General features: G+C 73.2%; 23 protein-coding genes and 1 pseudogene. 15 read left to right on the top strand and 9 right to left on the bottom strand.

From position 1 onward, the window contains the following. Positions 1-232: 232 nt before the first annotated feature. From AB0F82_RS10610 to AB0F82_RS10600, 3 genes are all read left to right on the top strand, one after another. Positions 233-985, top strand: a complete 753-nt coding sequence (locus tag AB0F82_RS10610; protein WP_362625585.1) for a TetR/AcrR family transcriptional regulator — start codon at positions 233-235, stop codon at positions 983-985. A 39-nt stretch (positions 986-1,024) separates the two neighbouring features. Then, entirely contained in the window at positions 1,025-2,563 is a 1,539-nt protein-coding gene (locus AB0F82_RS10605) for an MFS transporter (protein ID WP_362625583.1), read from the top strand. Between the two features lie 119 nt (positions 2,564-2,682). Continuing rightward, entirely contained in the window at positions 2,683-3,501 is an 819-nt protein-coding gene (locus AB0F82_RS10600; protein WP_362625581.1) for a dioxygenase family protein, read from the top strand. Here AB0F82_RS10600 and AB0F82_RS10595 read toward each other — a convergent pair. Then, a complete protein-coding gene (locus tag AB0F82_RS10595) occupies positions 3,498-4,139 on the bottom strand; it encodes a Uma2 family endonuclease (RefSeq protein WP_362625579.1) in 642 nt (213 codons plus the stop codon). The two genes, AB0F82_RS10600 and AB0F82_RS10595, sit on opposite strands and share 4 nt — an antisense overlap. A 576-nt stretch (positions 4,140-4,715) precedes the next feature. Between AB0F82_RS10595 and AB0F82_RS10590 the strand changes: the two genes are divergently transcribed. Further along, positions 4,716-5,693 carry a sigma-70 family RNA polymerase sigma factor gene (locus AB0F82_RS10590; RefSeq protein ID WP_362625577.1) on the top strand — a complete coding sequence of 326 codons (978 nt, stop codon included), beginning with the start codon at positions 4,716-4,718 and terminating at the stop codon, positions 5,691-5,693. Between the two features lie 100 nt (positions 5,694-5,793). On the opposite strand, the gene AB0F82_RS10585 is transcribed toward AB0F82_RS10590, so the two are convergent. Further along, positions 5,794-6,762 carry a helix-turn-helix transcriptional regulator gene (locus tag AB0F82_RS10585; protein WP_362625575.1) on the bottom strand — a complete coding sequence of 323 codons (969 nt, stop codon included), beginning with the start codon at positions 6,760-6,762 and terminating at the stop codon, positions 5,794-5,796. A gap of 63 nt (positions 6,763-6,825) precedes the next feature. Here AB0F82_RS10585 and AB0F82_RS10580 point away from each other — a divergent pair, with 63 nt between their 5' ends. After that, positions 6,826-8,388, top strand: a complete 1,563-nt coding sequence (locus tag AB0F82_RS10580) for an MFS transporter (protein WP_362625573.1) — start codon at positions 6,826-6,828, stop codon at positions 8,386-8,388. Between the two features lie 263 nt (positions 8,389-8,651). Here the strand turns inward: AB0F82_RS10580 and AB0F82_RS10575 are convergent, their stop codons facing one another. Then, positions 8,652-9,422 (bottom strand): DUF6227 family protein, encoded by a 771-nt coding sequence (locus AB0F82_RS10575; protein WP_362625571.1) that lies wholly within the window; start codon positions 9,420-9,422, stop codon positions 8,652-8,654. 192 nt (positions 9,423-9,614) lie between these two features. Between AB0F82_RS10575 and AB0F82_RS10570 the strand changes: the two genes are divergently transcribed. Next, positions 9,615-10,256 (top strand): vitamin K epoxide reductase family protein, encoded by a 642-nt coding sequence (locus AB0F82_RS10570; RefSeq protein ID WP_436842067.1) that lies wholly within the window; start codon positions 9,615-9,617, stop codon positions 10,254-10,256. Between the two features lie 116 nt (positions 10,257-10,372). Here AB0F82_RS10570 and AB0F82_RS10565 read toward each other — a convergent pair whose 3' ends face one another. After that, positions 10,373-10,783 (bottom strand): rodlin, encoded by a 411-nt coding sequence (locus AB0F82_RS10565; RefSeq protein WP_362625567.1) that lies wholly within the window; start codon positions 10,781-10,783, stop codon positions 10,373-10,375. A 276-nt stretch (positions 10,784-11,059) separates the two neighbouring features. On the opposite strand from AB0F82_RS10565, the gene AB0F82_RS10560 reads away from it, so the two are divergent. Then, positions 11,060-11,506, top strand: a complete 447-nt coding sequence (locus tag AB0F82_RS10560) for a hypothetical protein (RefSeq protein WP_362625565.1) — start codon at positions 11,060-11,062, stop codon at positions 11,504-11,506. A gap of 144 nt (positions 11,507-11,650) precedes the next feature. After that, entirely contained in the window at positions 11,651-11,890 is a 240-nt protein-coding gene (locus AB0F82_RS10555; RefSeq protein WP_356811837.1) for a chaplin, read from the top strand. A gap of 109 nt (positions 11,891-11,999) precedes the next feature. On the opposite strand, the gene AB0F82_RS10550 is transcribed toward AB0F82_RS10555, so the two are convergent. The 5 genes and pseudogenes from AB0F82_RS10550 to AB0F82_RS10530 form a co-directional block, all read right to left on the bottom strand. Next, on the bottom strand, positions 12,000-12,347 hold the full coding sequence (locus AB0F82_RS10550; protein WP_356811838.1) for a hypothetical protein: 348 nt from the start codon (positions 12,345-12,347) through the stop codon (positions 12,000-12,002). A gap of 176 nt (positions 12,348-12,523) precedes the next feature. Further along, the gene (locus tag AB0F82_RS10545) at positions 12,524-13,615 is read right to left on the bottom strand and encodes a chaplin (RefSeq protein ID WP_362625563.1); all 1,092 of its coding nucleotides are present in this window, start codon (positions 13,613-13,615) and stop codon (positions 12,524-12,526) included. Between the two features lie 121 nt (positions 13,616-13,736). After that, positions 13,737-13,970 (bottom strand): chaplin, encoded by a 234-nt coding sequence (locus tag AB0F82_RS10540; RefSeq protein ID WP_362625561.1) that lies wholly within the window; start codon positions 13,968-13,970, stop codon positions 13,737-13,739. 240 nt (positions 13,971-14,210) lie between these two features. Beyond that, a complete protein-coding gene (locus AB0F82_RS10535) occupies positions 14,211-14,621 on the bottom strand; it encodes a rodlin (RefSeq protein ID WP_030031071.1) in 411 nt (136 codons plus the stop codon). A 118-nt stretch (positions 14,622-14,739) separates the two neighbouring features. Then, a pseudogene (locus AB0F82_RS10530) lies at positions 14,740-14,933 on the bottom strand (chaplin). Positions 14,934-15,167: 234 nt separating this feature from the next. On the opposite strand from AB0F82_RS10530, the gene AB0F82_RS10525 reads away from it, so the two are divergent. The 7 genes from AB0F82_RS10525 to AB0F82_RS10495 all read left to right on the top strand — a co-directional run bounded on the left by AB0F82_RS10525 (position 15,168) and on the right by AB0F82_RS10495 (position 24,582). Continuing rightward, complete coding sequence (locus AB0F82_RS10525; RefSeq protein WP_362625556.1) at positions 15,168-16,256, top strand: DUF3344 domain-containing protein; 1,089 nt, start codon at positions 15,168-15,170, stop codon at positions 16,254-16,256. Positions 16,257-16,275: 19 nt separating this feature from the next. Then, on the top strand, positions 16,276-17,463 hold the full coding sequence (locus AB0F82_RS10520; protein ID WP_362625554.1) for a glycosyltransferase: 1,188 nt from the start codon (positions 16,276-16,278) through the stop codon (positions 17,461-17,463). Continuing rightward, positions 17,460-18,995 carry an exopolysaccharide biosynthesis polyprenyl glycosylphosphotransferase gene (locus AB0F82_RS10515; RefSeq protein WP_436842066.1) on the top strand — a complete coding sequence of 512 codons (1,536 nt, stop codon included), beginning with the start codon at positions 17,460-17,462 and terminating at the stop codon, positions 18,993-18,995. The genes AB0F82_RS10520 and AB0F82_RS10515 overlap by 4 nt, the downstream gene beginning before the upstream one ends. Then, entirely contained in the window at positions 18,995-20,365 is a 1,371-nt protein-coding gene (locus AB0F82_RS10510; protein ID WP_436842065.1) for an O-antigen ligase family protein, read from the top strand. Before AB0F82_RS10515 ends, AB0F82_RS10510 begins: the two co-directional genes overlap by 1 nt. A gap of 254 nt (positions 20,366-20,619) precedes the next feature. After that, positions 20,620-22,488, top strand: coding sequence for a murein biosynthesis integral membrane protein MurJ (gene murJ / locus AB0F82_RS10505; protein WP_362625552.1), 1,869 nt, complete (start codon positions 20,620-20,622; stop codon positions 22,486-22,488). Continuing rightward, positions 22,478-23,254: a polysaccharide deacetylase family protein gene (locus tag AB0F82_RS10500; RefSeq protein ID WP_356811844.1), complete on the top strand. Its 777-nt coding sequence runs from the start codon at positions 22,478-22,480 to the stop codon at positions 23,252-23,254. Before murJ ends, AB0F82_RS10500 begins: the two co-directional genes overlap by 11 nt. Positions 23,255-23,259: 5 nt before the next feature. Next, a complete protein-coding gene (locus tag AB0F82_RS10495; protein WP_362625550.1) occupies positions 23,260-24,582 on the top strand; it encodes a glycosyltransferase in 1,323 nt (440 codons plus the stop codon). The last annotated feature ends 49 nt before the right edge of the window (positions 24,583-24,631 follow it).

The raw sequence follows: 24,631 nt of genomic DNA, 5'->3' as shown, positions 1-24,631 counted from the left end.
CTGCGCCCTGTGCGCTCACCCTCCGCCGGGCGCGCCGCGCCCGCGCGTCGGAAGAGGCCAAACGGTGAGGGGCGGCCCTCGGCAGCGTGACCCGGCTCACACGGAAGGGTGAAATAGCCGGGGAGCCGTTCCCCGTTTGTACGTGAGTCCCGCCAAGCGGGGAGCGGCTCCCCGTTTGGCGAGTCGGCCCGCCCGTCCGATCCGTTCGTCACCGCCCCGGAAAGGCCCCGCGATGAAGCGCACCACCACGACCGCCGTGGCGGCCCCGCCCGCCCCGAAGGCGGCCGCGGGTCCGGCGGTCCCGGAGGCCGACCGCTCCCGCGCCTCCCGCGAGGGCGCCGTTCCGCGACCGCGCGCGGACGCCGTCCGCAACCGCGAGCGGATCCTGGCGGCGGCCCGCGAGGCCTTCGTCGAATTCGGCTCGGCGGCCCCCCTCGACGAGGTGGCCCGCCGGGCGGGCATCGGCAACGCCACCCTCTACCGGCACTTCCCCGACCGCGACACCCTCGTCCACCACGTCGTGCTCTTCACCACGGAGCGGGTCACGGCCTCGGCCGAGGCCTCCCTCGCCGAGGAGCCCGACGCCTTCGCCGCGCTGTGCCGGTTCACGCACACCGCCGCCGACGAGCGGATCGGCGCCCTGTGCCCGATGCTCGCCGACGGCTTCGACCGCGACCACCCCGAACTCCTCGCGGCGCGCACCGCCTTGGCGGCGGCCGTCGGGACCCTGCTGGCCGCCGGCCAGGAGGCCGGACTGGTCCGCGCGGACATCGGCGCCGGCGACCTGATGGTCGCCCTGTCCCAGCTCAGCCGCCCCCTCCCGGGCACCGCCTGCTTCGACACCGACACCTTCGCCCACCGCCATCTCCAGCTCTTCCTCGACGGGCTGCGGGCCCCGGCCCACTCCGAACTCCCCGGTTCGGCGGCCACTTTGGAAGACCTGACGCTGAAAAACCCTGTGACATCGCCAAAGCTTACGAACTAGCCTTTTTCAGTCATTCCGCACAGTGAAGTGGGTATCCCCATGCCGAAAACAGCCGCGACACCCCCGTCGGCTGCCGATCCCAGCCGCTGGAAGGCGCTCGTCTTCATAGCCCTGGCCCAGCTGATGGTCGTCCTCGACGCGACCATCGTGAACATCGCCCTCCCCTCCGCCCAGACCGACCTCGGCATCTCCGACGGCAACCGCCAGTGGGTCATCACCGCGTACGCGCTGGCCTTCGGCGGACTGCTCCTCTTCGGCGGCCGCATCGCCGACAAGTGGGGCCGCAAGAACGCCTTCGTCGTCGGTCTCATCGGCTTCGCCCTGGCCTCCGCGCTCGGCGGCGCCGCGAACGGCGAGGCCATGATGCTCGGCGCCCGCGCCCTGCAGGGCGCCTTCGGCGCGCTCCTCGCACCGGCGGCCCTCTCCCTGCTCGCGGTGATGTTCACCGACGCCAAGGAGCGCGCGAAGGCCTTCGGCATCTACGGCGCGATCGCGGGCGGCGGCGGCGCCGTCGGCCTGATCCTCGGCGGCGTCCTCACCGAGTACCTCAATTGGCGCTGGACCTTCTTCGTCAACATCCCGTTCGCGATCGTCGCGGCCGTGGGTGCCTGGATGGTCATCCGCGAGCCCGCAGGCTCCCGCAACAGCGCCCCGCTGGACATCCCCGGTGTGGTCCTGTCCACCGCCGGTCTCGTGGCCCTCGTGTACGGCTTCACCCGCGCCGAGTCGGCGGGCTGGTCGGACGCGGTCACCGTGGTCATGTTCGTCGCCTCGGCGGTCCTGCTGGCGGCGTTCGTCCTCGTCGAGTCCAAGGTGCAGTCCCCGTTGCTGCCGCTGCGCGTCCTGCTGGAGCGCAACCGCGGCGGTGTCTACCTCTCGCTCGGCCTGGCCGTCATCGCCATGTTCGGCCTGTTCCTCTTCCTCACCTACTACCTGCAGGTCGTCAAGGGCTTCTCGCCCGTCAAGACCGGCTTCGCCTTCCTGCCGATGATCGCGGGCATGATCCTGGGCTCCACCCAGATCGGCGCCCGCCTGATGACCCGCGTCGCACCGCGCCTGCTGATGGGCCCGGGCTTCCTGGTCGCCGCAGCCGGCATGCTGCTGCTGACCCAGCTGGAGGTCGGCTCCTCGTACCCGGCGCTGATCCTGCCGGCGCAGCTGCTGCTCGGCCTCGGCATGGGCACGGCCTTCATGCCGGCCATGTCCCTGTCCACGCACGGGGTGAACCCGGCCGACGCCGGTGTCGCCTCCGCCATGGTCAACACCTCGCAGCAGGTCGGCGGCGCCATCGGTACGGCGCTGCTGAACACCATCGCCGCATCGGCCACCACGGCGTACCTGACCGACCACGCCGCCGAGGCCGCCGGCGGCGGCGCCGCGGCCCAGCTGGTGCAGGCGCAGGCCATGGTCGAGGGCTACGCCTCCGCCATCTGGTGGGCGGTCGGCATCCTGGCCGCCAGCGCGGCCATCGCCCTGACGCTGATCAACACCGGCCGTCCGGGTGCGGGCGACCCGGTGGCCTCCGGGTCCGGCTCCGCCGAGGACGCCGGGTTCAAGGTCCCGGTGATCGCCCACTGAGCCCCTGAGCCCCGGCCGCTGGCCCGCGGGAATGACTGGACACCCCGCTTGGTTCAAATTTGAACCAAGCGGGGTTAGTCTTTTCGAGGCAGCCCTGTACGACGACGGAGGAGCGCCCCATGACCCCGGCCCCCGCACCCCAGGCCCCCACGGCCACCGGAGGGACGCGCATGCCGGCGCTGTACCTCAGCCACGGGGCGCCGCCGCTCGCGGACGACCCGCTCTGGCCGGGCGAGCTGGCCGCCTGGTCGGCGCAGCTGCCCCGCCCCACGGCGGTCCTCATGGTCTCCGCCCACTGGGAGGAGGCCCCCCTGGCCCTCGGTGCCACCGAACCCGCCCCGCTGGTCTACGACTTCTGGGGCTTCCCCGAGCACTACTACCGGGTCCGCTACGACGCCCCGGGCGCCCCGCGGCTCGCCGCCTCGGTCCGGGCGCTGCTCCGGGCCCCCGGCACCCCGGTCCAGGACATCCCGGACCGCGGCCTGGACCACGGCGCGTACGTCCCGCTCGTGGAGATGTTCCCGGAGGCCGACATACCGGTCCTCCAGATATCCATGCCGACGCTGGACCCGCGCCGCCTGATGGACCTCGGCCGCAAGCTGGCACCCCTGCGCGACGAGGGCGTCCTCATCGTCGGCAGCGGCTTCTTCACCCACAACCTGGCCGCACTGCGCCACACCGGCCCGGGCGTCCCCGCCTGGTCCGCGGAGTTCGACGCGTGGGGCCGCGAGGCACTGGCCGCCGGCGACCTGGACTCGCTGCTCGACTTCGAGGCCAAGTCCCCCTCCGGCCGCCTGGCCCATCCCCGTACGGAACACTTCGCCCCGCTCTTCGTCACCCTCGGCGCGGCCGAAGCCGCCGGCGACCTCACGACCCGCCGCGACCCGGTGGAAGGCTTCTGGATGGGCCTCTCGAAGCGCAGCCTCCAGTTCGGCTAGTCCGCCCGGCCCGGTCCGGTGATCTCCTCCCCGATGGTGAACCCCTTGGCCGGCCCGTCGGAGAGGGTCACGCCCGCCCGGTATGCGGCCCGGACCTCGTCGGCGTAAACGGCCGCTTCCGGGTCGGGAGAGGACAGTACGGTGATGGTGCCGCCCTCGTCGAAGTCGTCGATGAGCACGTAGACGGGAATGCCGGCCCGGGCGTATTCGCGCCGCTTGCGGGTGCGGTCGCGGGTGATGCCGTCGCTGCCGGGGGAGACGACCTCGACGATCAGCCGGACGGCGGACGCGTCGATGCCCAGCCCGTCCTCGGTGACGTGCTCCTCGGCGTCCTCCCGCGCCACGAAGAGGTCCGGGATCCAGACCTTGCGACGGCGGATGACGTTCGTGTCCTGCCAGGCGGCGAACTCGCTCTGGGCGAGGTGGAGGACGAGCCGGTCCCGCAGGCGATTGACGATCCGGCTGTGTGCGTAGCGCCCCGTGGGTGACACCTCGATGAACCCCTCGACGATCTCGGCGTGGTAGCCCTCGGGGAGTTCGATGGCCTTCCACGCCTGCCACAGGGCGTCGTCGAGGTCCGACGGGGAAGTCGCCTTCGACATCACAGCCTCCTGCGTCGCGTGGGCGAGAGCGGTCATGGTTCAGCACCTCCTCATCAGTGTGTGCGTCGCCGACCGGGCGGCACAAGCGACGCCCGGACGCTACGGAAATGGTGTCTTGTGCCACCGGGATATGCGCGCGTGTCACCCGGGCGGGTGGCCGACTCCGCGCGGTTGGGGGCGTAAAAAGCCGGTTCCGGGGTATTCGGGCACTCGATCGTCAGTCCAGGCAACCGGAAGCCGGTGGGGGTCGTCTTCAGGGTGGGAGTGCAGTCGGGAACGGTGCTGTTCCGGAGCGAACGCGGTGCGCCGAGCGTGACGGCTGTCTCACGGACTGGTGGTCGCACGAGTCCGGGACGTGGCGTCGGATCGGCCCCCGTTCCGGGTCTGACCTGCACCTCTTCGAGGACCCGCGGTATACGACCCCGTCTCGTGGCGGGGCAGCATACTGCAAGATCTCGAAAAAGAGGGACCAGCGTGGGAATTCTGTCCCGTTTCCAGTCGTTGTTTCCTTCGGAAGCGGGCACTCGGGAGAGTGTCCGAGGGCGCACCACCGCACCACCGGTGGCCGTCCGGCAGCCGCACCGCGACCGAACTCATCGCAAGGGAGCACGCATGGCAACCCGCGCCGTCGCCCGCCGTCAGTCCACGAGCAGCGCACGCGCTGTGGGCGGGGAGATCGCAGACCGCGACCTGGTCGGCATGTACCTGGACGAGATCGCGCGCACCCCGCTCCTCGACGCCGCCAAGGAAGTGGAGCTCTCCCAGATCATCGAGGCCGGTGTCTACGCCCAGCAGATCCTCGAAGGCGCGGCAGAGCGCGACGGGGACACCCCCACCCGCGAGGAACTGGAGGCGCTGGCCGCCGAAGGGGAGCGGGCCAAGGAAGTCTTCATCCGCTCCAACCTCCGCCTCGTCGTCGCCGTCGCCCGGCGCTATCCGCGCAGCGGCCTGCCCCTCCTCGACCTGATCCAGGAGGGCAACGCCGGCCTGGTCCGCGCCGTGGAGAAGTTCGACTACACCAAGGGCTTCAAGTTCTCCACGTACGCCACGTGGTGGATCCGCCAGGCGATCACCCGGTCCATCGCCGACCAGTCGCGCACCATCCGCCTCCCCGTCCACCTCGTCGAGGAGCTCGGCCGGATCCGCCGGGTCCAGCGCGAGTTCAACCGCGAGAACGGCCGCGAGCCGGAGCACGCCGAGATCGCCGCCGAGCTGGACTCGACGGAGAAGCGCGTCGGCGACGTACTGGACTGGGCGCGAGACCCGGTCAGCCTGAACATGTCGGTGGACGACGAGGGCGACACGCAGTTCGGCGACCTCCTGGAGGACACCTCGGCGATCTCCCCCGAGCAGTCCGTGCTCTCGCTGCTGCGCAGCGAGGAGCTGGAGGACCTGCTCGGCAAGCTCGACCAGCGCACCGCGTCGATCATCAAGATGCGGTACGGGATCGACGACGGCCGCGAGCGGACCCTGACGGAGGTCGGCAAGCAGCACGGCCTGACCCGCGAGCGGATCCGCCAGATCGAGAAGCACGCCCTGCTGGAGCTGAAGCGGATGGCGCGCGACACCGGCTTCGACGCGGTCGCCTAGCCACCCGCCGTCGAGCCCCCTGTACGAGCCCCGGTGCCTATCCCCCCCAGGCGCCGGGGCTCCCCCTGCCCGGTGGCCCGGCCCGCCACTGCACGTCCCGCTACCCGTCCGCCCCCGCGAGGGAGCCGGCCCCGCTCAGCCGTGCCCCCAGAGTGCGGGCCGCCTCCGCCAGGGATCTCGGCTCCCGCACCGTGAAGGCCAGGCCCGTCAGGGCCAGTCGGGCCGCCAGCCACTCCGGCGCGTCCCTGCTGTCGAAACGGACCACGGTCGGCGTCCTCCCGCCCGGCACGGCGTCCGCCCGCAGCCACTCCGGCAGCTCCGCGGCCCCCGCCTCGAAGGCGACCTCCACCGCGTACGCCTGCGTGCCGTGCGAGCCGAGCCCCCGCCGTACGAACTCCTGCGCGTCCATCGGCAGCTCCCGCGGCGCGAACCGGGCGCCCGTCGCGAACGCCTCGGCCACCCGGTCCACCCGGAAGGTCCGCCAGTCCTCCCGCTCCATGTCGTAGGCGACCAGGTACCACCGGCTGCCGGTACTGACGAGCCGGTACGGCTCCACCAGCCGCCGCGACTCGGCCCCGTCGCGCGCCCGATAGGCGAACCGCAGCCGCTCCGGTCCCGCCACCGCCGACGCCATCGTCGTCAGCGTCCGGGGGTCCACGCTGGCCCCGTCCCCGCGCGTCAGCGCGATCGTGGCCGACTGCAGCGCCCCCACCCGGTACCGCAGCCGCGACGGAAGGACCTGCTCCAGCTTCGCCAGGGCCCGTACGGAGGCCTCTTCGACCCCCTCGATCGCGTGCCCGGCACCCGCCCGCAGCCCCACCGCGATCGCGACGGCCTCCTCGTCGTCGAGCAGCAGCGGCGGCATCGCCGCACCCGCCACCAGGCGGTAGCCGCCCTCGGCGCCGAGCGTGGCCTCCACCGGGTAGCCGAGCTCCCGCAGCCGCTCGATGTCGCGCCGGATGGTCCGCGAGCTCACCCGCAGCCGCTCCGCCAACTCGCTCCCGGGCCACTCGCGCGGGGTCTGGAGGAGGGACAGCAGGGACAGCAGCCGTGCCGGTGTGTCGGTCATGTGATCCAGGTTGCCAGCGAAATAGGACACTCACTGACCTACATCCCGTCTAGGTTTCTCCTCATGACCACCGAGACGTCCAAGACATCGCCCGAAAGAGAGAACGGGCCCGTACAAGAAGAGCGGAACGACGTAGCCCACGACGCACCCAGCTCACCCCCCGACCGCCGCCGCTGGCTGGCGCTCGCCATCGTGATGACCGCGGCCTTCATGGACCTGGTCGACGTCACGATCGTCAACATCGCGATCCCCACCATGCGCCAGAACTTCGGCGCCTCCACCAGCGCGATCCAGTGGATCACCGCCGGCTACGCGCTCGCCTTCGCCGCGGGTCTCATCACCGGCGGCCGTCTCGGTGACATCTACGGGCGCAAGCGCCTCTTCCTCATCGGCATATCCGGCTTCACCGCCGCCTCGCTGCTCTGCGGAATCGCGGCCGACCCGGCCATGCTCGTCGCCTCCCGCATCCTCCAGGGCGCCATGGCCGCCATGATGGTGCCGCAGGTACTGGCCATCATCCACGTCACCTTCCCGCCCCAGGAGCGCGGCAAGGTCTTCGGGATGTTCGGCGCGATCGTGGGCCTCGGCGCCGTCTCCGGCCCCATGCTCGGCGCGCTGCTCACCGAGTGGAACCTCTTCGGCCTCGAATGGCGCCCGATCTTCCTGATCAACCTGCCCGTCGGCATCGCGGGCGTGATCCTGGGCTGCAAGTTCATCAGCGAGTCCAAGGCCCCCCAGGCCCTGCGGCTGGACCTGGTCGGCGTCGTCCTCGCGACGCTCGCCCTCGTCATGCTGATCTTCCCGCTCACCCAGGGCCGGGAGAACGGCTGGCCGCTGTGGGGCTTCGTCTGCATGATCGCGTCGCCGTTCGTCTTCGCCGCGTTCATCGCGTACGAGAAGTACAAGATCAAGAAGGACGGCTCCCCGCTCGTCGAACTCTCCCTCTTCAAGGTCAAGAGCTTCGCCGGCGGCATCGCGGTCCAGCTGACGTTCGGCATCGCGACCGGCATCTTCTTCCTGGTCTGGACGCTCTACATGCAGATGGGCCTCGGCTGGAGCGCCCTGCGCGCGGGCACCACCGGCATTCCCTTCTCCATCGCCGTCTCCGTGGCCGCGGGCCTCTCGGTCGAGAAGCTCGTCCCGCGCTTCGGCCGCAAGGTCCTCCAGGCGGGCGCCCTGGTCATGGCCGCCGGCCTGATCCTCTACATCTGGGAGTCCGAGCACTACGGCATGGAGATAGCCTCCTGGCAGATGGCCGCCCCGCTGGTCCTCATGGGCGTCGGCATGGGCCTGATCGTCGCTCCGCTCAACGACACCACGCTGTCCGAGGTGCCGCGCCGTGACGCGGGCTCGGCCTCCGGCCTGATCAACACCACCGGCCAGATGGGCAACGCGCTGGGCCTCGCCCTGACCTCCGTCGTCTTCTTCGGGCTGATCGAGGACGACATGGCCTTCGGCTCCCCCTACGTCGAGGCCTTCCGCGGCGCGCTCTGGTGGGTCGTGGGCGTGCTGGTCGTGATCTCCGTGGTGATGTTCATGCTGCCGCGCAAGGCGATCCCGATGGAGGAGCGCGAAGGCGCCGCCGAACACACGGGCAGCACCCCGGAGAAGGTGCCCGCCCTCTAGGTCGTGTCCGCCCAGGCCCCCGGCCTCGCCTTCTTCCACGGACATGCCCGCCCACCAGGGGCGGGCATGTCCGCTTTTCTTTGGCCGCCCGCGAAACGGTGGGCTCGGGCGCAGCCGCCCTGGCCGGCTTCCTGATCGCCGGCGGCCGACGGACCCGGCGCCCTCTGCTCCGGCCTGGCCCACGGCGCGGGCCGCGGACCGGCTGCCGGGACCGGTTCGCCGAACCCGGGACGCCCTGACGCGGCCGGGGGTGGGGAGGGGGCTCAGCCGACGCGGGCGCGCAGCTCCATCGCCCCGCGCGCGGCGGCCTCGTTCTCGTACACCTCGCACATGTGCCGCCCGTCGGGCGTCGCCGTGTGCTCGACCTCCCACAGGCTCAGCTCGGTCCCGTCCAGCAGCACGAAGGCGTGCTCGTACAGGTGGAAGCCCGCGCCCCGCCCGTTCGGTAGGAACTGCCGCGTGCCGAACGCCTGCGTGATGTGGTGCCCGTACGCCGACCGCAGCAGCGCCGCCACCTCTTCGCCGGGCCGGTCCGGGTTCTCCGCGCGGCGCAGCACCCGCCGGGCGTGGTCGGCGGACTCCTCCACCACGTACTCCCGGTGCCGGGCCGGCGGCCCCGGGGCGGCGAACAGCGAGCCGAGCACCGCCGGGTCGTCGTCGTGCTCCTCCTCACCCGGGAGCGGCAGCGGATCGGGGACCGCCCCGGCGGCGGCCTCGCCGAACAGCCGGGCAACCGCCAGGCAGGTCTCCGCCCTGCCCGCGAACACCTCGTGCCGCACGGCCCGGTCGCCCTCCAGCCGGTACGACAGCTCCCACAGCGAGACCGAGCCGCCGTCGGCCAGCAGATAGGTGTGCCGGCGCGTCTCCCGCCAGACGCCCGCCGCCGGGTTGTGGTGGGTGGTGCAGAGCGAAGAGCTGTGGGCGAGCGCCGTGCCGAGGCGCTCGACCAGCCGGTCGGGCAGGTCGAAGGAGTTGAGGGCGCGGCCGAGGAGTCGGTCGAGGTGCGCCTCGGTTGTCTCGTACGGATCGCTCAAGGTGGGTCTCCAGGCCGTCGCAGCTTGTCACTTCGCGGAAGCTCAACGTAACCCCTGGCTCTGACATCACGTCCGGGGTTCGGTAAAACGTCCGGGAAGCATCGGCGGTTCCCGCCACACCTTCAGGTCAACTTGCGTACGGCTGGGCATGGTTGGACCCGCTCTGGGTGGAAGCGGGGGACTATGGGCCACATGGCAACGAATACAGTGGACGTCCCGCGCCAACAGAGTCGGCCCCGCAGCGGCCACGAGGACCAACGGGACGCGGCCCCGAGGGGCTTGGCGTGGCTGCTGGCCGTCACCGGCGGGGCCGGGGTGCTGGCGTCCTGGGTGATCACCCTGGACAAGTTCCTCCTGCTGGAGGACCCCGACTTCAAGCCCGCCTGCAGTCTCAACCCGGTGGTCTCCTGCGGCAGCGTGATGCAGAGCGAGCAGGCACAGACCTTCGGCTTCCCCAACCCCATGCTGGGACTGGTCGCCTACGCCGTCGTCGTCTGCGTCGGCGCGGGCCTGCTGGCGGGCGCCCGCTACCGCGGCTGGTTCTGGCTCGGACTGAACGCCGGCGCGGTCCTCGGCGTGGGCTTCTGCAGCTGGCTGATGGTCCAGTCGCTCTACGAGATCAACGCGCTCTGCCTGTGGTGCTGCCTGGCCTGGGTCGCGACCCTGCTGATGTTCTGGGCGGTCACCGCGCACAACGTCCGTACGGGCGTGCTCCCCGCCCCCGGCCCGCTGCGGGTCTTCTTCACCGAGTTCGGCTGGGCCCCGCCCGCCCTGCACATCGGGGTGATCGGGATGCTGGTCCTCACCCGGTGGTGGGACTTCTGGACCGGCTGACCGCCGCGTGCGCGGCACGTGCGGGGGCCCCGGCAGCTGGACGCTGCCGGGGCCCTGTCACATCACCGGGCGGGCTCGTCGGCCCGGACCCCCGCGCGGGGCGGGGGGAGCGGAGATCAGCTGCCGACGGAGCCGTTGCCGGACAGGATCGGGATGTTGTCCAGGATGTGGGAGAGCGGCTCGTCGCCCTTGGCCTGGGTGGAGTTCTCGGTGCACTGCTGGTTCTGCGGGTTGGACAGCACGTTGATGTCCTGGACGCCGATGTTGAGCGCGGCGATCAGCGACTGGGCGTTGACCTTCGCCGGCAGGCCGATGCAGGGCTTGTTCAGGGAGCCCTGGACCAGGCTGAGCTGGGGGCTCTGGTCGCCGTGGGTCTTCTGGTTGCCGTAGATCTGCTGGGCACCATTGCCGTTGACGGTGTTGACCCCGTTGTCGTTGCCGATGGCCATGGCCGGGGCCGCGGCAGCAGCGCCCGCGCCGACGGCAACGGCGGAAACCGCGGCGGCGGTCATGAACTTCTTGAACATCTTGATCCTTTTGTCGCACGAGTGCCCGCTGATGGAGCGCCCTGATCAACTGCCCGGTCAGGAGGTTGGTTCCGCTGCTTCACTCAAACGGCCCGCGCGCCGCGAAGTTTTCCCCACCCCGGGTGAGCCGCCTGCGGACACGTGCGCGAAGCCCGTACGCGACCCCAGCCGCCCCGGCTCCTGTTGCGCTCCGTAAGAGGTGTTCGCACGGTGAGTGATGGGCGGCCCGTCCGGGTCCGTCCCCGTGCCCCGTGTCCCCACGCGAAGGAACCCCCCATGCACCGCACCAAGCCGTTCCGCGCCCGCCTCCTCGTCCCCTCGGCGCTCGCCGTCGTCATACTGACCGGCGCGGCGGCCCCCGCTAGCGCCGTCGACTCGGGCTCCGGCGCGGTGTCCAAGGCGGCCCCGGCCGGCCCGATCGACGACCTCGTCAACGGCCTCCTGGAGCAGATCAAGGCGCTGCTCCCGGCGGGCGTGACCCTGCCGGACATCAAGATCCCGGAGATCAAGCTGCCCGAGATCAAGCTCCCGGAGATCAACCTGCCGAGCGTCCCGGGGGTGCAACTGCCCGAGATCCCTGGGGTCGAGGTCCCGCAGCTGCCTCCGCTCACCCCGCCGGCGCTGCCCGATCCGGCGACTCCCGTGGAACTCGTACCGGAGGTCCCCGACGTGGAGGTCCCCGAGGTCGAACTCCCGGACTTCCAGTTCCCCGCCGTCCCGTAACGGCCCCGAACGGCAACACGGTGACGGCGATTGAGCCGAACAGGTCAGATCGTGCGCAGAACCGTGTCGTCTGGGAGTGTGGACCGTTTCGTTCGGTGTGAGCCCCGGAGCGGGGCGGAACGTCGAACAGAAGGTGCACTTCCCATGAACTCTGCCAAGAAGGCCGCCCTGGTCCTGGCCACCGCTGGTCTCGCCGCGGCCGGTGCCGCCGGCTCCGCCGTCGCCGACTCGTCGGCCGAGGGCGCGGCCGTGGGTTCCCCCGGCGTCCTCTCCGGCAACCTGGTGCAGGTCCCGGTCCACGTCCCGGTCAACGTCTGCGGCAACACCGTGAACGTGATCGCCCTGCTGAACCCGGCGTTCGGCAACACCTGCGTCAACACCTGAGGTCGGTTGCACAACTGACCGTGGGCGCCCCGGCCTTGCCGGTGGCGCCCACGGTCGTGTCGGCAGGTGCCGGACGAAACCCGGCCGGCCGGAGCCTGGCCGGGGCGGTTCAGCCCTTGCCGCCGTTGAGCTGTACGCCGCCCAGCATCGGGGACGCCTGGGTGGCGCCGTTGGCGAGGCCGAGAACGGTGCCGGGCACGTCGTTGCGGGCCTTGTTGACCTTCTGGGCCGTGCCCACGACCCCGTTGACGGTGTCCCCCTGCTCGGCCAGCCCGTTGCCCACCGTCTGCGGAAGGTTCTCGGTCACGGGCGCGACGGCATCCAGGGTCTGCGTCACCCCGCCGGTCAGGCTCATGGGGGGCATCGCGGCGGCCGGCTCGGCGGCGAACGCGGTACCGGAGGCGCCGAGGGCGGCGACGGAGCCGACGACGACGGCGGCGACCTTCGTGAGCTTCATTATCGAAATCCTCTTCTTTCGTGGACAGAGGCGTCAGCGGCGACCGGCGCGCCGCTTTCGCCATGCGTAACGATTACCGGGCGCCGTGGAAACGGAGCGCGGGTACATGACAGCGGCCGGAGAATCCGACGAGGGATTCTCCGGCCGACATTTCTTCCGATTACCGGTATCGCCGGTCAGGCGACGCGCGAGCGCCGGTACAGAATGGCGCCGCCCAGGATGAGGGCCGAGGCGAGCACCGCCGCGGCCGCGGGCTGGCCCGCGCCGGTCTCGGCCAGCACGGGCGCGCCGACGTGGGCGGGGGCCGGAGCAGGAGCCGGCTGCGGCGCGGGCGCGGGCGCCGGCGGCAGGTGGACGGGGGTGTCGCCGCCGGGGGCGGCCGGCGGCTGGTCCGCGGGCGGTGCGGCCTCCGGGCCGGAGGCCGGAGCCGGGCGCTCCACGGGGTGGCTGCCGCGGGGCGGCGCGGGCGGCGCCCCCTCCTCGACCACGGGGCCCGGCCCGGGCGCCGGGGCGGGGAGCGTGTGCGGGACCTCCTCCTCGGCCGGGGGCTGCGGGGCGGGTGCGGGCGCCGGGAGCGGTACGGGGTGTTCGGCGGGCGGTGCGGGCGCCTCCTGGACCGGCCCCGGGCCGGGCAGCGGGACCGGGTGGTCCTCCACCGGCTCCGGCATCGGATGCGGGTGCTCGGGCGCGGGCGGGGCGTGGTGCGCCGGCGGGGGCGGTGCGGGGTGGTCGTCGCACTCCTCCTCCGGGCCCTGCTGCTGCTCGCCGGATCCGCCGTGGCCGCCCTCGTGGCGCGGCTCCTCGTGGCGCGGCTTGGCGTGGCGTGGCCCCTCCTTCCGGGGGGCCTGCTGCTGCGGCACCTCCTGCCGCGGCACCTCGTAGCGGCGCGGTTCCCGGCGCTGCTCCGGGACGGCGTGGCGGCCCGGGCGCTCGTCGAGGTAGCGCTCGAAGGCCTCGGCGTGCTCGGGGCTCAGGTAGCGCCCGTAGTCGTGGCCCTCGTCGGTGTGCGCGCCGGAGCCGGTGGCGCAGGTGTTCCCCATTGCGGGATTGAGCGCCGCGCCCCCGTCCACGCTGTTGCCGCACACGTTCGGCGAGAGAGTGATCGGTACCGAGACGCTGTTGCCGGCGAGCACGCCCGGCGAATGCGAGACCTCGGCCGTCCCGGAAGCCGCGCAGGCCGCACCGGTCGCGATCGACAGCAGGCTCGAGGCGGCTGCCGCCGTGAGCATGCCCTTGCCCAGAACCTGTCGGCTCAGTACCTGTCGCATGGGTCCTTACCCTGTCTACCGGCAGGCGCCGGTGGTGAATCGGAGGTGGCCTCGGAGTGCACCGCCGTGCACTGCGAGGCCGCCTCTGAGGAGGTCTGCCCTTCCGGGCGCACGCACTGCGTCAGGCGTTGACGCACGTGTTGCCGAACGCGGGGTTCAGCAGCCCGACGATGTTCACGCTGTTGCCGCAGACGTTGACCGGGATGTTGACGGGGACCTGGACGGCGTTGCCGGAGAGGACACCCGGGGAGCCCGCGGCCGTGGCGTCGGCCACCGCGTCGGCCATGGCGGGGGAGGCGGCACCAGCTGCCATCAGAGCGCCGGCGGCCAGCACAACTGCCTTCTTGTACGTCATTTCGTTTCGATCCTTTCCGCAGAGGCGTCTCCGCTGCAGAATCAACAACGAGCCGCCGGGGCAAAAGAAACCGCGCCTTTTCGGCGGCGGTCCGGTAATTCACCCCGATGCTCCGCACGAATTCCGGCGGCTGGTCTTCCGGCTATTTGTGCCGCCAATTCCCCTGATGCGGTTCCGCCCGATATGCGGCGAGGCCGCCGCGACCCGAAGGTGCGACGGCCTCGCGTGCGCGGGGAGCGGTCAGCTGCCGGCGGAGGCGTTGCCGGAGAGGACCGGGATGTTGCTGAGGATGTGCGAGAGAGCCTCGTCGCCCTTGGCCTGGGTGGAGTTCTCGGTGCACTGCTGGTTCTGCGGGCTGGACAGGACCGGGATGTCCTGGACGCCGACGTTGACCAGGGCCAGCACGGACTGGACGTTGGCCTTCGCGGGGAGCGCGATGCAGGGCTTGTTGAAGGAGCCCTGGATGAGCGCCATCTGCGGGCTCATGTTGCCGTAGGTGGCCTGGTTGCCGTAGATCTGCGCGGAGTTGTTGCCGTTGACGGTGTTGATGCCGTTGTCGTTGCCGACCGCCATCGCCTGCGGCGCCATCGCGGCACCCATGCCCACAACCGAGGCGGCAACCGCGGCCGAGGCCATCATCTTCTTGATCATTGTCGTCCCTTTTTTGCAGGATTGCCCGGTAGCGGAGCACCTGGATCAACGGCCGAGACCCGGCCCGGGTTGCGTGGCTTCACTCGGATGCAGCCGTTTCGGGGGGCGCGATTGACGTTCAGGCGTTCACGCAGGTGTTGCCGAACGCGGAGTTCAGTGCGCGGACCACGTTGACGGTGAGGGCGCAGACGTTCACCGGCACGCGGACCGGGACCTGGCCGAGGTTGCCGCTCAGCACGCCCGGGGACCCGGCGGCGAGGCCGTCGGCCGTCGTGCCGCCCCGTGCGCGGAAGCGAGGCCCGCGCCGCCCATCAGCACGGCGACACCCGCGGCGGCGACCGGTGGTGCCGCGCGCCGGCCCCTTCTTCATCTGCGTATTTCCTTTCGGTTCGAACAATGGTGCACCTCATAACGACCCGCCCGTTGTGAGGGTGTGCGCCATCGCCCAAAAGGCCGTACGGGCGAGTCCGGCGTGATTTCCAGCCCGATTTCTGACAAAGTTCACTCCTGTTTTGTCCCCCTTGATCGAAAAATGGAGACGGGGTCATGGGTTCCTCCGGCAGAATCCTCGGGGCGTTCGGCCTGCTGTCCTGCCTCGCGCTTTCCGTGAACGCTCCCGCGGCCGCCGCCGCGCCCACCCCGAAGGAGCTGCCCCGGGTCCCGTTCACCCAGCGTTACCAGGCCGTGCAGCACGGCGGGCTGGTCCGCGCCTCCAACTCCGGCATCAGCTGCCGGAAGGAGAAGTCCCCGCAGGCGGAGCCGTGCGCCGAGGTCAAGCGGGGTGCGGCAGGGGTCAACAGCGAGTTCGAGATGTTCTACAGCGAGGTCGACAAGGACCCCGACACCTACAACTCCACCCGGGCCGAGCTCAAGGTCCCCCAGGGCGCGAAGGTCTCCTACGCCCGGCTCTACTGGGGCGGGAACCTGCGGGTGGGCGAGCAGAAGCCGCCGGAGGACAACGGCCGGGTGCTGGTCGCCGAGCCGGGAGGGGCGTACAAGGAGGTCCTCGCCGACACGGTGATGGGTCACCGCACGGACGCGGGCAGCGACGCCTACCAGGCATCCGCGGACGTGACGCCGCTGGTGCGCAAGGGCGGTGCCGGGATGTGGACGGTCTCACAGCTGAACATCGCCATGGGCCACTCCGAGGTCGGCGCCTGGGGCGGCTGGACGCTGGTCGTCGCCTACGAGCACCCCGGGGAGCCGCTGCGCCGGATCTCGCTGTGGGAGGGCTTCGAGTCGCTCGCCGCCCGGGCCGGCGACGCAGCGGTCGGGATCGAGGGCCTGGACGCGCCGGCCGGCGCGGCGGGCAAGGTCGGAGTGGTCGGGTACGACGGGGACCGCGGAACCCTCGGGGACTCACTCATCGTGACGGCCGACAGCGGCCGCCGAGTGAGCCTCAACGACGCGGAAAATCCTTTCAATGATGTTATGAATTCTTCGATCACTGAATTCGGAGGTCAGCCGTTCGTACGGCAGCCAGATCATATGAACAATCTCGGATATGACGCGGACGTCTTCGACCTGAGTCCCGCCCTGTCCGGTGGCGCCCGCAGCCTGAACTTCACGTTCACGGGCGAAAGTCAGGGTCATTTCCTCGGTGTGCTCTTCGTTCAGACAGACGCGCGCCGCTGAACGCAGGAGACCACTCCACGTGCCCACGTACTCCCGGGCGGCACAGCCCACGACCGTCCTCCATCTCGTCCAGCCCGTCGACGGCGGTGTGGCCAGGGTCATCACCGACCTCGTCCGCGCACAGACCGCCGAGGGCATCCGCGCCGTCGTCGGCTGCCCGCCCGGCGGCACGCTCGGCGGCGCGGCCCGGTCCGCCGGGGCGGAGGTGTTCACCTGGCGGGCCGGCCGGTCCCCGGGCCCCCGCCTGCCCGCCGAACTCGCCGGCGCCCGCGGGCTGCTGCGCCGCGTCCGGCCCGACCTCTTGCACGCCCACAGCGCCAAGGCCGGACTGGCCGGACGGCTCGCCGCGCGCGGGTCGCTGCCCACCGTCTTCCAGCCCCACGCCTGGTCCTTCGACGCCGTCGGCGGAGCCACCGCCGCTCTCGCCCTGCGCTGGGAGCGGTACGGGGCCCGTTGGGCCGACCGGGTGCTCTGCGTCAGCGAGGCCGAACGCCGCGCGGGCGAGACCGCGGGCATCACCGCCCACTGGACGGTGATCCGCAACGGGGTGGACCTCGCCCACTTCCGGCCCGGCGCACCCGACCCCGGCCGCGACCGGGCCGAGTCCCGCGCCGCCCTGCCGCTGCCGTCCTCCTTCCCGGCCGACGGGCCGCTCGCGGTCTGCGCCGGCCGGATCTGCGCGCAGAAGGGCCAGGACACCCTGCTGCGGGCCTGGCCGGAGGTGCTCGCGACCGTCCCCACGGCCCGCCTCGCCCTCGTCGGCGACGGCCCCGACACCGAACGGCTGCGGCGCGCGGCCCCGCCCGGAGTGCACTTCGCGGGCGCCGCCGCCGACATCCGACCGTGGCTTCGGGCCGCCGATCTCGTTGTACTGCCGTCGCGGTGGGAAGGCATGGCGCTCGCCCCGCTCGAAGCCATGGCCTGTGGCCGACCGGTCCTGGTCTCCGACGTCAGCGGAGCCCGGGAGAGCCTGCCGCCCGGCCAGGGACGCCTGTGCCTGGTACCGCCGGACGACCCGACGGCACTGGCCAAGGCCCTGGGGCGGCTGCTCTCCGAGCCGCGGCTCCTCGCCGAACTCGGGGACCAGGCCCGGCAGCACGCCCGGACCGACTTCGACGTGCGGCGGACCACGGACGCGGTCAGCGGCCTGTACCACGAACTGCTCAGCAGGCCCCGGCCCTCGAACCAGGAGCGCATCAGCCGATGACGATGGACAGCGCACCCGCCCGGCACACCGGGCAGGGCGGCACAGGGCCCGGCGGCAGCGCCTTCGCGCCCGCGCCCCACGCGGCAGCCCGCCGTTCCGCGACCGCCATCCACCCGCCGCGCGGGCCCAGGGCCGAGCAGGCCCGGTCCGCCGTACGTCCGCGGCGCGTCCGCCGCCGCAGCCGGGTGCTCCCCCTGCTCACCGCCGACACGCTGGCCGCCGTACTCACCGCGGCCACCCTGCCCGCACCGGCGCTGCCCGCCCTGGCGGCCGTGCCCGCCGTCGCCGCGCTGCCCGTTCTGCTCGTCGCACTGCACGCGCAGGCCGGCCTGTACCGGCCGCGGCTCGCCCCCTCCGCCCTCCTCGAACTGCCCGCGCTGGTGGCGCGCTCCGCCGTCCTGTGGTGCGCGGCGGCCGCCGTCACGGCGGCCCTGGCCCCCGCCCGCGCCATGGGCTGGAGCGCGCTGCTGACCGCCGTGTGCCTGCAGGCCGTACTGGTCTGCGCGGGCCGCGGGGTCGCCAACCAGCTGCACCGCCGCGCGGCCCTGCGCCACCCCGCCTCCGCCCTCGTCGTCGGACCCGGCGCCGGGGCGAGCGCGGTGGCCGCAGCCCTGCACAACCGCCCCGAGTTCGGTCTGCGCCCGGTAGGGCTCGCCGACACCGCGGCCGCGGCCGACGCGGGCACCGGCGCCCTACCGCTCCTCGCCACCCACGAGGACATCCGGCGCGCGGTCATCCAGAACTCCGTCCGGCACGCGGTGTTCACCCGGCCGCCCGAAGCCGACGAGCGCACCGCCTCCCTGGTCCGCCTCTTCCACGACCACGGCTGCCGGCTGTGGCTCGCGGACCCGGCCGGCACCGCCAAGGTCACCGGCATGAGGCTGGCCCACCCCGCCGACCAGCTGTGGGGGTACGCCGTCCAGCCGCTGCTGCCGCGCCCGGCCCGGCCGCTGGAGCGCTGGGCCAAGCGCGTGATCGACTCCGCGCTCGCCCTCGTCGCCCTGGTCGCCGCCGCGCCCGTGATGCTGCTCTGCGCGGCGGCCGTACGGCTCTGGGACGGGCCGGGGGTGATCTTCCGTCAGGAGCGGGTCGGCCTGTACGGGCGCCCCTTCACCCTGCTGAAGTTCCGGACGCTGCGCGCCGACGCGCACGAGGCCGCCACCCGCTGGACGGTGGCGGGCGACCGCGGCATGAGCCCGGTGGGCTCCTTCCTGCGCAAGTCCTCCCTCGACGAACTGCCGCAGCTGTGGAACGTCGTCCGGGGCGACATGAGCCTGGTCGGCCCGCGCCCGGAACGGCCCTTCTTCGTCGCCAAGTTCTCCACCGTCCACCCCGGCTACGAGGCCCGCCACCGGATGCCCGTCGGCATCACCGGCCTCGCCCAGATCAACGGCCTGCGCGGGGACACCTCCATCGAGGACCGGGCCCGCTTCGACAACCACTACATCGACACCTGGTCGCTGTGGCAGGACCTGTGGATCCTCGCCCGCACCGCGGCCTCCTTCTTCCGCTTCCGGCTGGGGGGCAGCTGATGAGCCTTGCCGCCCCCGGCCACTGGGCCCGGCCGGACGTACCGGACATGCTGCGACGGCACTGGCCGCTGCTGCCGCTCGCCGCGACCGTGCTGTTCCTGCTGGCCCCGCTCCCGGCCGGGGACGCGACCGCCTCCGGCAAGGTCGGCCCGGCCGACGCCGCCTCGCTGCTCCTCGTCCTCGTCTGCGCCGTGCAGGCGCTGCGCGGCCGGGTACGGGCACTGACCCCGCTGGGGGTCCTCGTCCTCGGGGCGCCGGCCGTCGGCCTCGCGGTCGCGACGGTGACCGCGGGGGACCCGTACGCCGCCCTCCCGGGTTTCGTCCGCTACCTCCAGGTCTTCGTGCTCGTCCCGGCCGCGGTGGTGCTGCTGGTCCGCGACGCGCGGGAGTTCCGGATCGCGGCCGGCTGCTTCGTGGTCCTGGCGCTGGTCCAGGGCGCGGTGGGGGTCGTGCAGTACGCGACCCACACCGGCGCCTCCTACCAGGGCGAGGACATCAGGGCCGTCGGCACCTTCGGCCCCGGCGACGTCATGGGCATGGCCACGGTCGTCGCCTACGGGCTGGTCGTCGCGGCCGCGGCCGCACTCGCCCCCGGACTGCCGCCGCGCCTGCGGCGGATCGCAGCGGGCGGCGCCCTGGTGCTCGTCCTGCCGCTGGTGCTGTCCTTCAGCCGGGGTGCCTGGATCGCCACCCTCGGCGCGGCGCTGCTGGTGATGGCGCTGGCCGGGATCCGGCGGGCCCTCACCGTCCTCGCCGCGCTGGCCGCCGCCGGGGTGGTCCTGGTGGCCGGGCTCGGCGTCGGCTCCGAGATGGTCGCCGAGCGACTGACCTCCATCACACAGGTCTCCAGCGCCCCCGACCAGTCGGTGACCGACCGCTACACGATGTGGGCCGCCGCCGAGTCGATGTGGCGCGAACGGCCGGCGGCGGGCGTGGGGCTCAAGGGCTTCCCCGCCCACCGCGACGGCCACGCCTCGCTCGGGCTCTCCTCCGGCAGCGACACCGCCGGCGCGGGGCAGGCGTACATCCGCCAGCCGCTGCTCTCCCCGCACAACATGTACCTGCTGATCCTCAGCGAGCAGGGCCTCATCGGGCTGATCGCGCTGGTGGGCGCCTGGGCGGCGCTGCTGGTCGCCGGGCTGCGGAGGCTCGCCTCCGGCGCCGGGGCGCGGATGCGGGACTGCGGGCTGATCGCGACCGGGCTGTTCGTGTGGCAGCTGACCGACTTCCTCTACGCGGACATCGGCGGCCCGTCCACCGTCCTGACCGGCGTGATCATCGGCCTGGCGGCCTGGTGGGCGCTGCCCTCCCCGGGCGATGCGGGTCCGCTGCGCGGGGGCCCGGCCCCCGAGAGCCCGAGCGGCCGGTGACGGGCACCACGCCCTGGCGGCCCGCCCCCGGCCCCCCGGCCGGGGCGGGCCCCACCCGTGTCCCGCCGCCCCCGCCCGGCGACCCGCGCCCCTTCGGCTCCGCCGGGTACGCGCGCAGTGCCCCGGCCGGCCAGGGGCCGGACCGGACCGACCCCGGTTTCGCCGCTGCCGGCGGGCCGGGCAGGGGCCCCGCCGTGCCGGTGCCGGCGGATCCGGGGTTCGTGGCCGGACGTCTGCCGGGAGGTGCGTCCGCCGTGCCGGCCCCCGTATTCGGCTCCGCCGGACATCCGGGCAAGGTCCCGGAGCGGCACAGCGTGCGGGTGGCGGCCCGAGCCGCCCGCGGCTCCGCCGGCCTGTCCGGGGGCCGGGGACCGACGGCCGGCGGGGCCGGCCGTGCCCGCCCCGCGGGGGAGCACGCCGCGCCCGACCGGGGTCGCTCAGGACGCGGCCGCCGCCGCGGCGTACCCGCCGTACCCGCCGTCCCCGTCGTGCCCGTCGAGCCCGCCGCAGGAGGAGGGGCACCGCTGGGGCGGTTCCTGGCCAAGGCCGCCGCCGTCACCGCCGGGCTGACCGCCGCCGGGTCCCTGCTGGGGCTGGTGCGCGACCAGACCATCGCGCACCTCTTCGGCGCCGGGCACGCCAGCGACGCCTTCCTCATCGCCTGGACCCTCCCGGAGATGGCCTCGACGCTGCTGATCGAGGACGCCATGGCGCTGCTGATGGTCCCCGCCTTCAGTCACGCCCTGGCCCGACGGGCCGCCGGCCGGGCCGGGCTGACCCGCAGCGAGGCCCGCGCGCAGGACCCCGTACGGCTGCTGGTCGGGGCGACCCTGCCGCGGCTCCTCGTGCTCCTGGCCGTCGTCGCCTCCGTCCTCGCCGTCGCCGCGCCGGCCGTCGTCTCCGTGCTCGCCCCCGGCCTGCCCGACCCCGGGCTGGCCGTCGAATGCACCCGCCTGACCGCGCTGACCGTGCTCTCCTTCGGCGTCGCCGGCTACTTCAGCGCCGCCCTGCGCGCGCACCGCTCCTTCGTACCGCCCGCCGCGATCTACGTCTCGTACAACATCGGCATCATCGCCACGATGGTGGCCCTCCACACCCTGTGGGGCGTGCGGGCCGCCGCCGCGGGCGTCGCCGTCGGCGGCCTGCTGATGGCGCTCGTCCAACTCCCCGCCTTCATCCGCAACGTGGGCTTCGGGCGGCCCCGGGCCAAACGGGTCACCGCCCCGCGCAGCCAGCGCGACCGCGACCGCCCCACCCTCATCGCCTTCGGGGTCATCGCCCCCGTCGTCCTCTTCGCCGTCTTCCGGCAGTCGCAGGTGCTCGTCGAGCGGTTCCTGGCCGCCTCGCTCCCGGCCGGGGCGATCTCCCACCTCAACTACGCGCAGAAGGTCGCGCAGATGCCGATGGTGCTGTCGCTGATGATCTGCACCGTCACCTTCCCCGTCGTCGCCCAGGCCATGGCCGGCGGCGAGCGGGAGAAGGCCCGCCGACGGGTGGAACGGGACCTGGCACTGGCCTCCCTCGCGGTCCTGATGGGCACCGCGCTCGTCATCGGCTACGCCCCCCAGATCATCCAGGTCCTCTTCGAACGCGGCGCCTTCACCCACCGGGACACCCTCGCCACCGCCTCCGTCATGCGGGTCTACGGACTCGGACTGCTCGGCCACTGCCTCGTCGGGGCACTGTCCCGGCCCTTCTTCTCGACCGCCCGGCCCACCTGGTTCCCGGCGCTCGCGATGGGTGCCGGACTGCTGGTCAACATCGTGGCCGGAGCCTTCGCCGTCCGCTGGTGGGGCACCTACGGGATCGCCGCCGCCAACGCCGCCGGCATCTCGACCGCCGCCGCCCTGCTGCTCACCGGCCTCGGCCCGCGGATCATCGCCATCCACCTCCGCCGCGTCGCCACCGGCATCGGACGGCTCGCGGTGGCCGCCGGCGCCGCCTGCGCCACCGGGTGGATCGCCGGGCCGATGATCCCCGACCCCCTGCTCAGCGCCGCCCTCGGCTGCCTGCTGGTCCCGGCCATGTTCTGCGCCACCGGCACTGCCGTACGCGCCCTCGAAGTCACCGCCCTGCCCGCCCAGATCGCCCAGTTCACGCAGAGGTTGCGCAATGTCCGCTGACACCGACACGGCCCCCGCCGCCGTGATGGTCCCCGCCCGCCGGACCGCTCCGCCGTGGGTCCTGATGTACCACTCGGTCGCCGAGTTCACCGACCCCGCCGAGGACCCGTACGGGATCACGGTCACTCCCCTCGCCCTGGAGGCCCAGCTGCTGTGGCTGCGCTCCCGGGGCCTGCGCGGGGTGTCGGTCGGCGAGCTGCTGCGGGCCCGGGCGGCCGGCCGGGGAGCCGGGCTGGTCGGACTCACCTTCGACGACGGCTACACCGACTTCCTCACCCACGCGCTGCCGCTGCTCCAGCGCCACGACTGCACCGCCACCCTCTTCGTACTGCCCGGGCGGCTCGGTGTGGACAACGTGTGGGACCCGCTGGGGCCGCGCAAATCCCTGCTCACCGCCGAGGGCATCCGCGAAGTCGCCTCCGCCGGTCAGGAGATCGGTTCGCACGGCCTGCTCCACCAGGACCTCACCGCGGCCGCCGACGACGTGCTCCAGCAGGAACTGCGCGGCAGCCGCGACCTGTTGCGCGAGCTCACCGGAACCCTGCCCGAGGGATTCTGCTACCCGTACGGGCACCTCGACGCCCGGGTCGTCGACGCGACGCGGGCGGCCGGCTACGGCTACGCCTGCGCCATCGACCCCGGACGGCTCGCCGGCCCGCACGCCCTGCCGCGCACGCACGTCAGCCAGGCCGACGGCGGTGTCCGGCTGCGGGCCAAGCACCTGCGCCACCAGGTCCGGGAGCTGCGGCGGGCGGTGCTCCGGTGAGGGCGATGGAGTCGGTCAGGGCGCTGCACGTCATCACCGGCCTCGGCGTCGGCGGTGCCGAACAGCAACTGCGGCTGCTTCTGCGGCACATGCCGATGCGGTGCGACGTGCTGACGCTGACCAACCCCGGCCCGGTGGCCGAGGGGCTGCGCGCCGACGGGGTACGGGTCGTGCACCTGGGCATGCGCGGCAACCGGGACCTGGGGGCGCTGCCCCGGCTCGTGCGGTTCATCCGGCGCGGTCAGTACGACCTCGTGCACACGCACCTGTACCGGGCCTGCGTGTACGGGCGCGTCGCGGCCCGCCTCGCGGGCACCGCGGCGACCGTCGCCACCGAGCACTCCCTCGGCGAGGGCGAGATCGAGGGCCGCCCCCTCTCGGGCGGGGTCCGGGCCCTGTACCTGGCCAGTGAACGGCTGGGCGCGGCGACCGTTGCGGTGTCGGACACCGTCGCCGCCCGGCTGGAGGGGTGGGGGGTGCCGGCCGCGCGGGTCCACGTCGTACCGAACGGCATCGAGGCCGTCCGCTTCCGTTTCGACGAGGGCGTCCGCCGGGCCACCCGCGCGCGCACCGGCCTGCCCGAACGGGCCTTCGTGGTCGGCGGGGTCGGCCGGCTGGTCCCGGGCAAGCGCTTCGACGTGCTCGTCCGGGCCGTAGCAGCGCTGCCGGGCGCGCACCTGCTGCTGGCCGGGGACGGTCCGCAGCGGGCGGGGCTGCGCCGGCTGGCCGCCGAGCTCGGCGCGCAGAGCCGGATCCACCTGCTGGGGGAGCGGGACCCGCTGGGCGACAGCACGGACGGCCGTACCCCGGGCATCCCGGCCCTGCTGGCCGCCATGGACGTCTTCGTCTCGCCGTCGCGGGAGGAGGCCTTCGGGCTCGCGGTCGTGGAGGCCCTGGCCGCCGGGCTGCCCGTCCTGCACGTGACCTGTCCGGCCATCGACGACCTGCCCGCCGCCCAGGCCCCCGGAGCCCGCCGCATCGGCACCGGCACCGAGGAGCTCGTCGCCGCGCTGCGCGGGCACATGGAGGCGGGCGCGCGCCGGCTGCCCCCGCCGCCGGTCGTGCGCCGTTACGACATCGCCGGCAGCGCGCGCCGGCTGCTGGACGTGTACGACCTCGCCCTCTCGGCCGCGCCGCGCGGGTCGGGGACGGGCCGGGGCTCCGAGCCGGACCCGCAGGCGCCGGCCCCGCAGGCACCGGAACCCTCAACGGGCCCCGCACCGGGTCCCGCACCGGGTCCCGCACCGGGCCCCGCGCAGCGACCGCCGGCGGGGCTGACGGTGCCCGGGCCCGGCTCCCCCCGGCAGGCGCCCGGCGCCGGCGGCTGACCCCCCATGCCCGAAGGGGTCCCGGCCGGGACCCCGCAGGAACCCACCT

Source organism: Streptomyces virginiae (assembly GCF_040638905.1).
Taxonomy (GTDB): domain Bacteria; phylum Actinomycetota; class Actinomycetes; order Streptomycetales; family Streptomycetaceae; genus Streptomyces; species Streptomyces virginiae_B.
Note: the sequence above shows the minus strand (reverse complement) of the source record. Positions and strands in the feature narration are given on the sequence as shown.

Excerpts from the sequence above, each read along its gene's own strand:
- AB0F82_RS10535 (WP_030031071.1), bottom strand. The coding sequence starts at position 14,621 with ATGATCAAGAAGATGATGGCCTCGGCCGCGGTTGCCGCCTCGGTTGTG.
- AB0F82_RS10600 (WP_362625581.1), top strand. The coding sequence starts at position 2,683 with ATGACCCCGGCCCCCGCACCCCAGGCCCCCACGGCCACCGGAGGGACG.
- AB0F82_RS10605 (WP_362625583.1), top strand. The coding sequence starts at position 1,025 with ATGCCGAAAACAGCCGCGACACCCCCGTCGGCTGCCGATCCCAGCCGC.
- AB0F82_RS10570 (WP_436842067.1), top strand. The coding sequence starts at position 9,615 with ATGGCAACGAATACAGTGGACGTCCCGCGCCAACAGAGTCGGCCCCGC.
- AB0F82_RS10540 (WP_362625561.1), bottom strand. The coding sequence starts at position 13,970 with ATGACGTACAAGAAGGCAGTTGTGCTGGCCGCCGGCGCTCTGATGGCA.
- AB0F82_RS10500 (WP_356811844.1), top strand. The coding sequence starts at position 22,478 with ATGTCCGCTGACACCGACACGGCCCCCGCCGCCGTGATGGTCCCCGCC.
- AB0F82_RS10565 (WP_362625567.1), bottom strand. The coding sequence starts at position 10,783 with ATGTTCAAGAAGTTCATGACCGCCGCCGCGGTTTCCGCCGTTGCCGTC.
- AB0F82_RS10510 (WP_436842065.1), top strand. The coding sequence starts at position 18,995 with ATGAGCCTTGCCGCCCCCGGCCACTGGGCCCGGCCGGACGTACCGGAC.
- AB0F82_RS10595 (WP_362625579.1), bottom strand. The coding sequence starts at position 4,139 with ATGACCGCTCTCGCCCACGCGACGCAGGAGGCTGTGATGTCGAAGGCG.
- AB0F82_RS10550 (WP_356811838.1), bottom strand. The coding sequence starts at position 12,347 with ATGAAGCTCACGAAGGTCGCCGCCGTCGTCGTCGGCTCCGTCGCCGCC.
- AB0F82_RS10515 (WP_436842066.1), top strand. The coding sequence starts at position 17,460 with ATGACGATGGACAGCGCACCCGCCCGGCACACCGGGCAGGGCGGCACA.
- AB0F82_RS10545 (WP_362625563.1), bottom strand. The coding sequence starts at position 13,615 with ATGCGACAGGTACTGAGCCGACAGGTTCTGGGCAAGGGCATGCTCACG.
- AB0F82_RS10560 (WP_362625565.1), top strand. The coding sequence starts at position 11,060 with ATGCACCGCACCAAGCCGTTCCGCGCCCGCCTCCTCGTCCCCTCGGCG.
- AB0F82_RS10555 (WP_356811837.1), top strand. The coding sequence starts at position 11,651 with ATGAACTCTGCCAAGAAGGCCGCCCTGGTCCTGGCCACCGCTGGTCTC.
- AB0F82_RS10610 (WP_362625585.1), top strand. The coding sequence starts at position 233 with ATGAAGCGCACCACCACGACCGCCGTGGCGGCCCCGCCCGCCCCGAAG.
- AB0F82_RS10580 (WP_362625573.1), top strand. The coding sequence starts at position 6,826 with ATGACCACCGAGACGTCCAAGACATCGCCCGAAAGAGAGAACGGGCCC.
- AB0F82_RS10585 (WP_362625575.1), bottom strand. The coding sequence starts at position 6,762 with ATGACCGACACACCGGCACGGCTGCTGTCCCTGCTGTCCCTCCTCCAG.
- AB0F82_RS10590 (WP_362625577.1), top strand. The coding sequence starts at position 4,716 with ATGGCAACCCGCGCCGTCGCCCGCCGTCAGTCCACGAGCAGCGCACGC.
- AB0F82_RS10495 (WP_362625550.1), top strand. The coding sequence starts at position 23,260 with ATGGAGTCGGTCAGGGCGCTGCACGTCATCACCGGCCTCGGCGTCGGC.
- AB0F82_RS10525 (WP_362625556.1), top strand. The coding sequence starts at position 15,168 with ATGGGTTCCTCCGGCAGAATCCTCGGGGCGTTCGGCCTGCTGTCCTGC.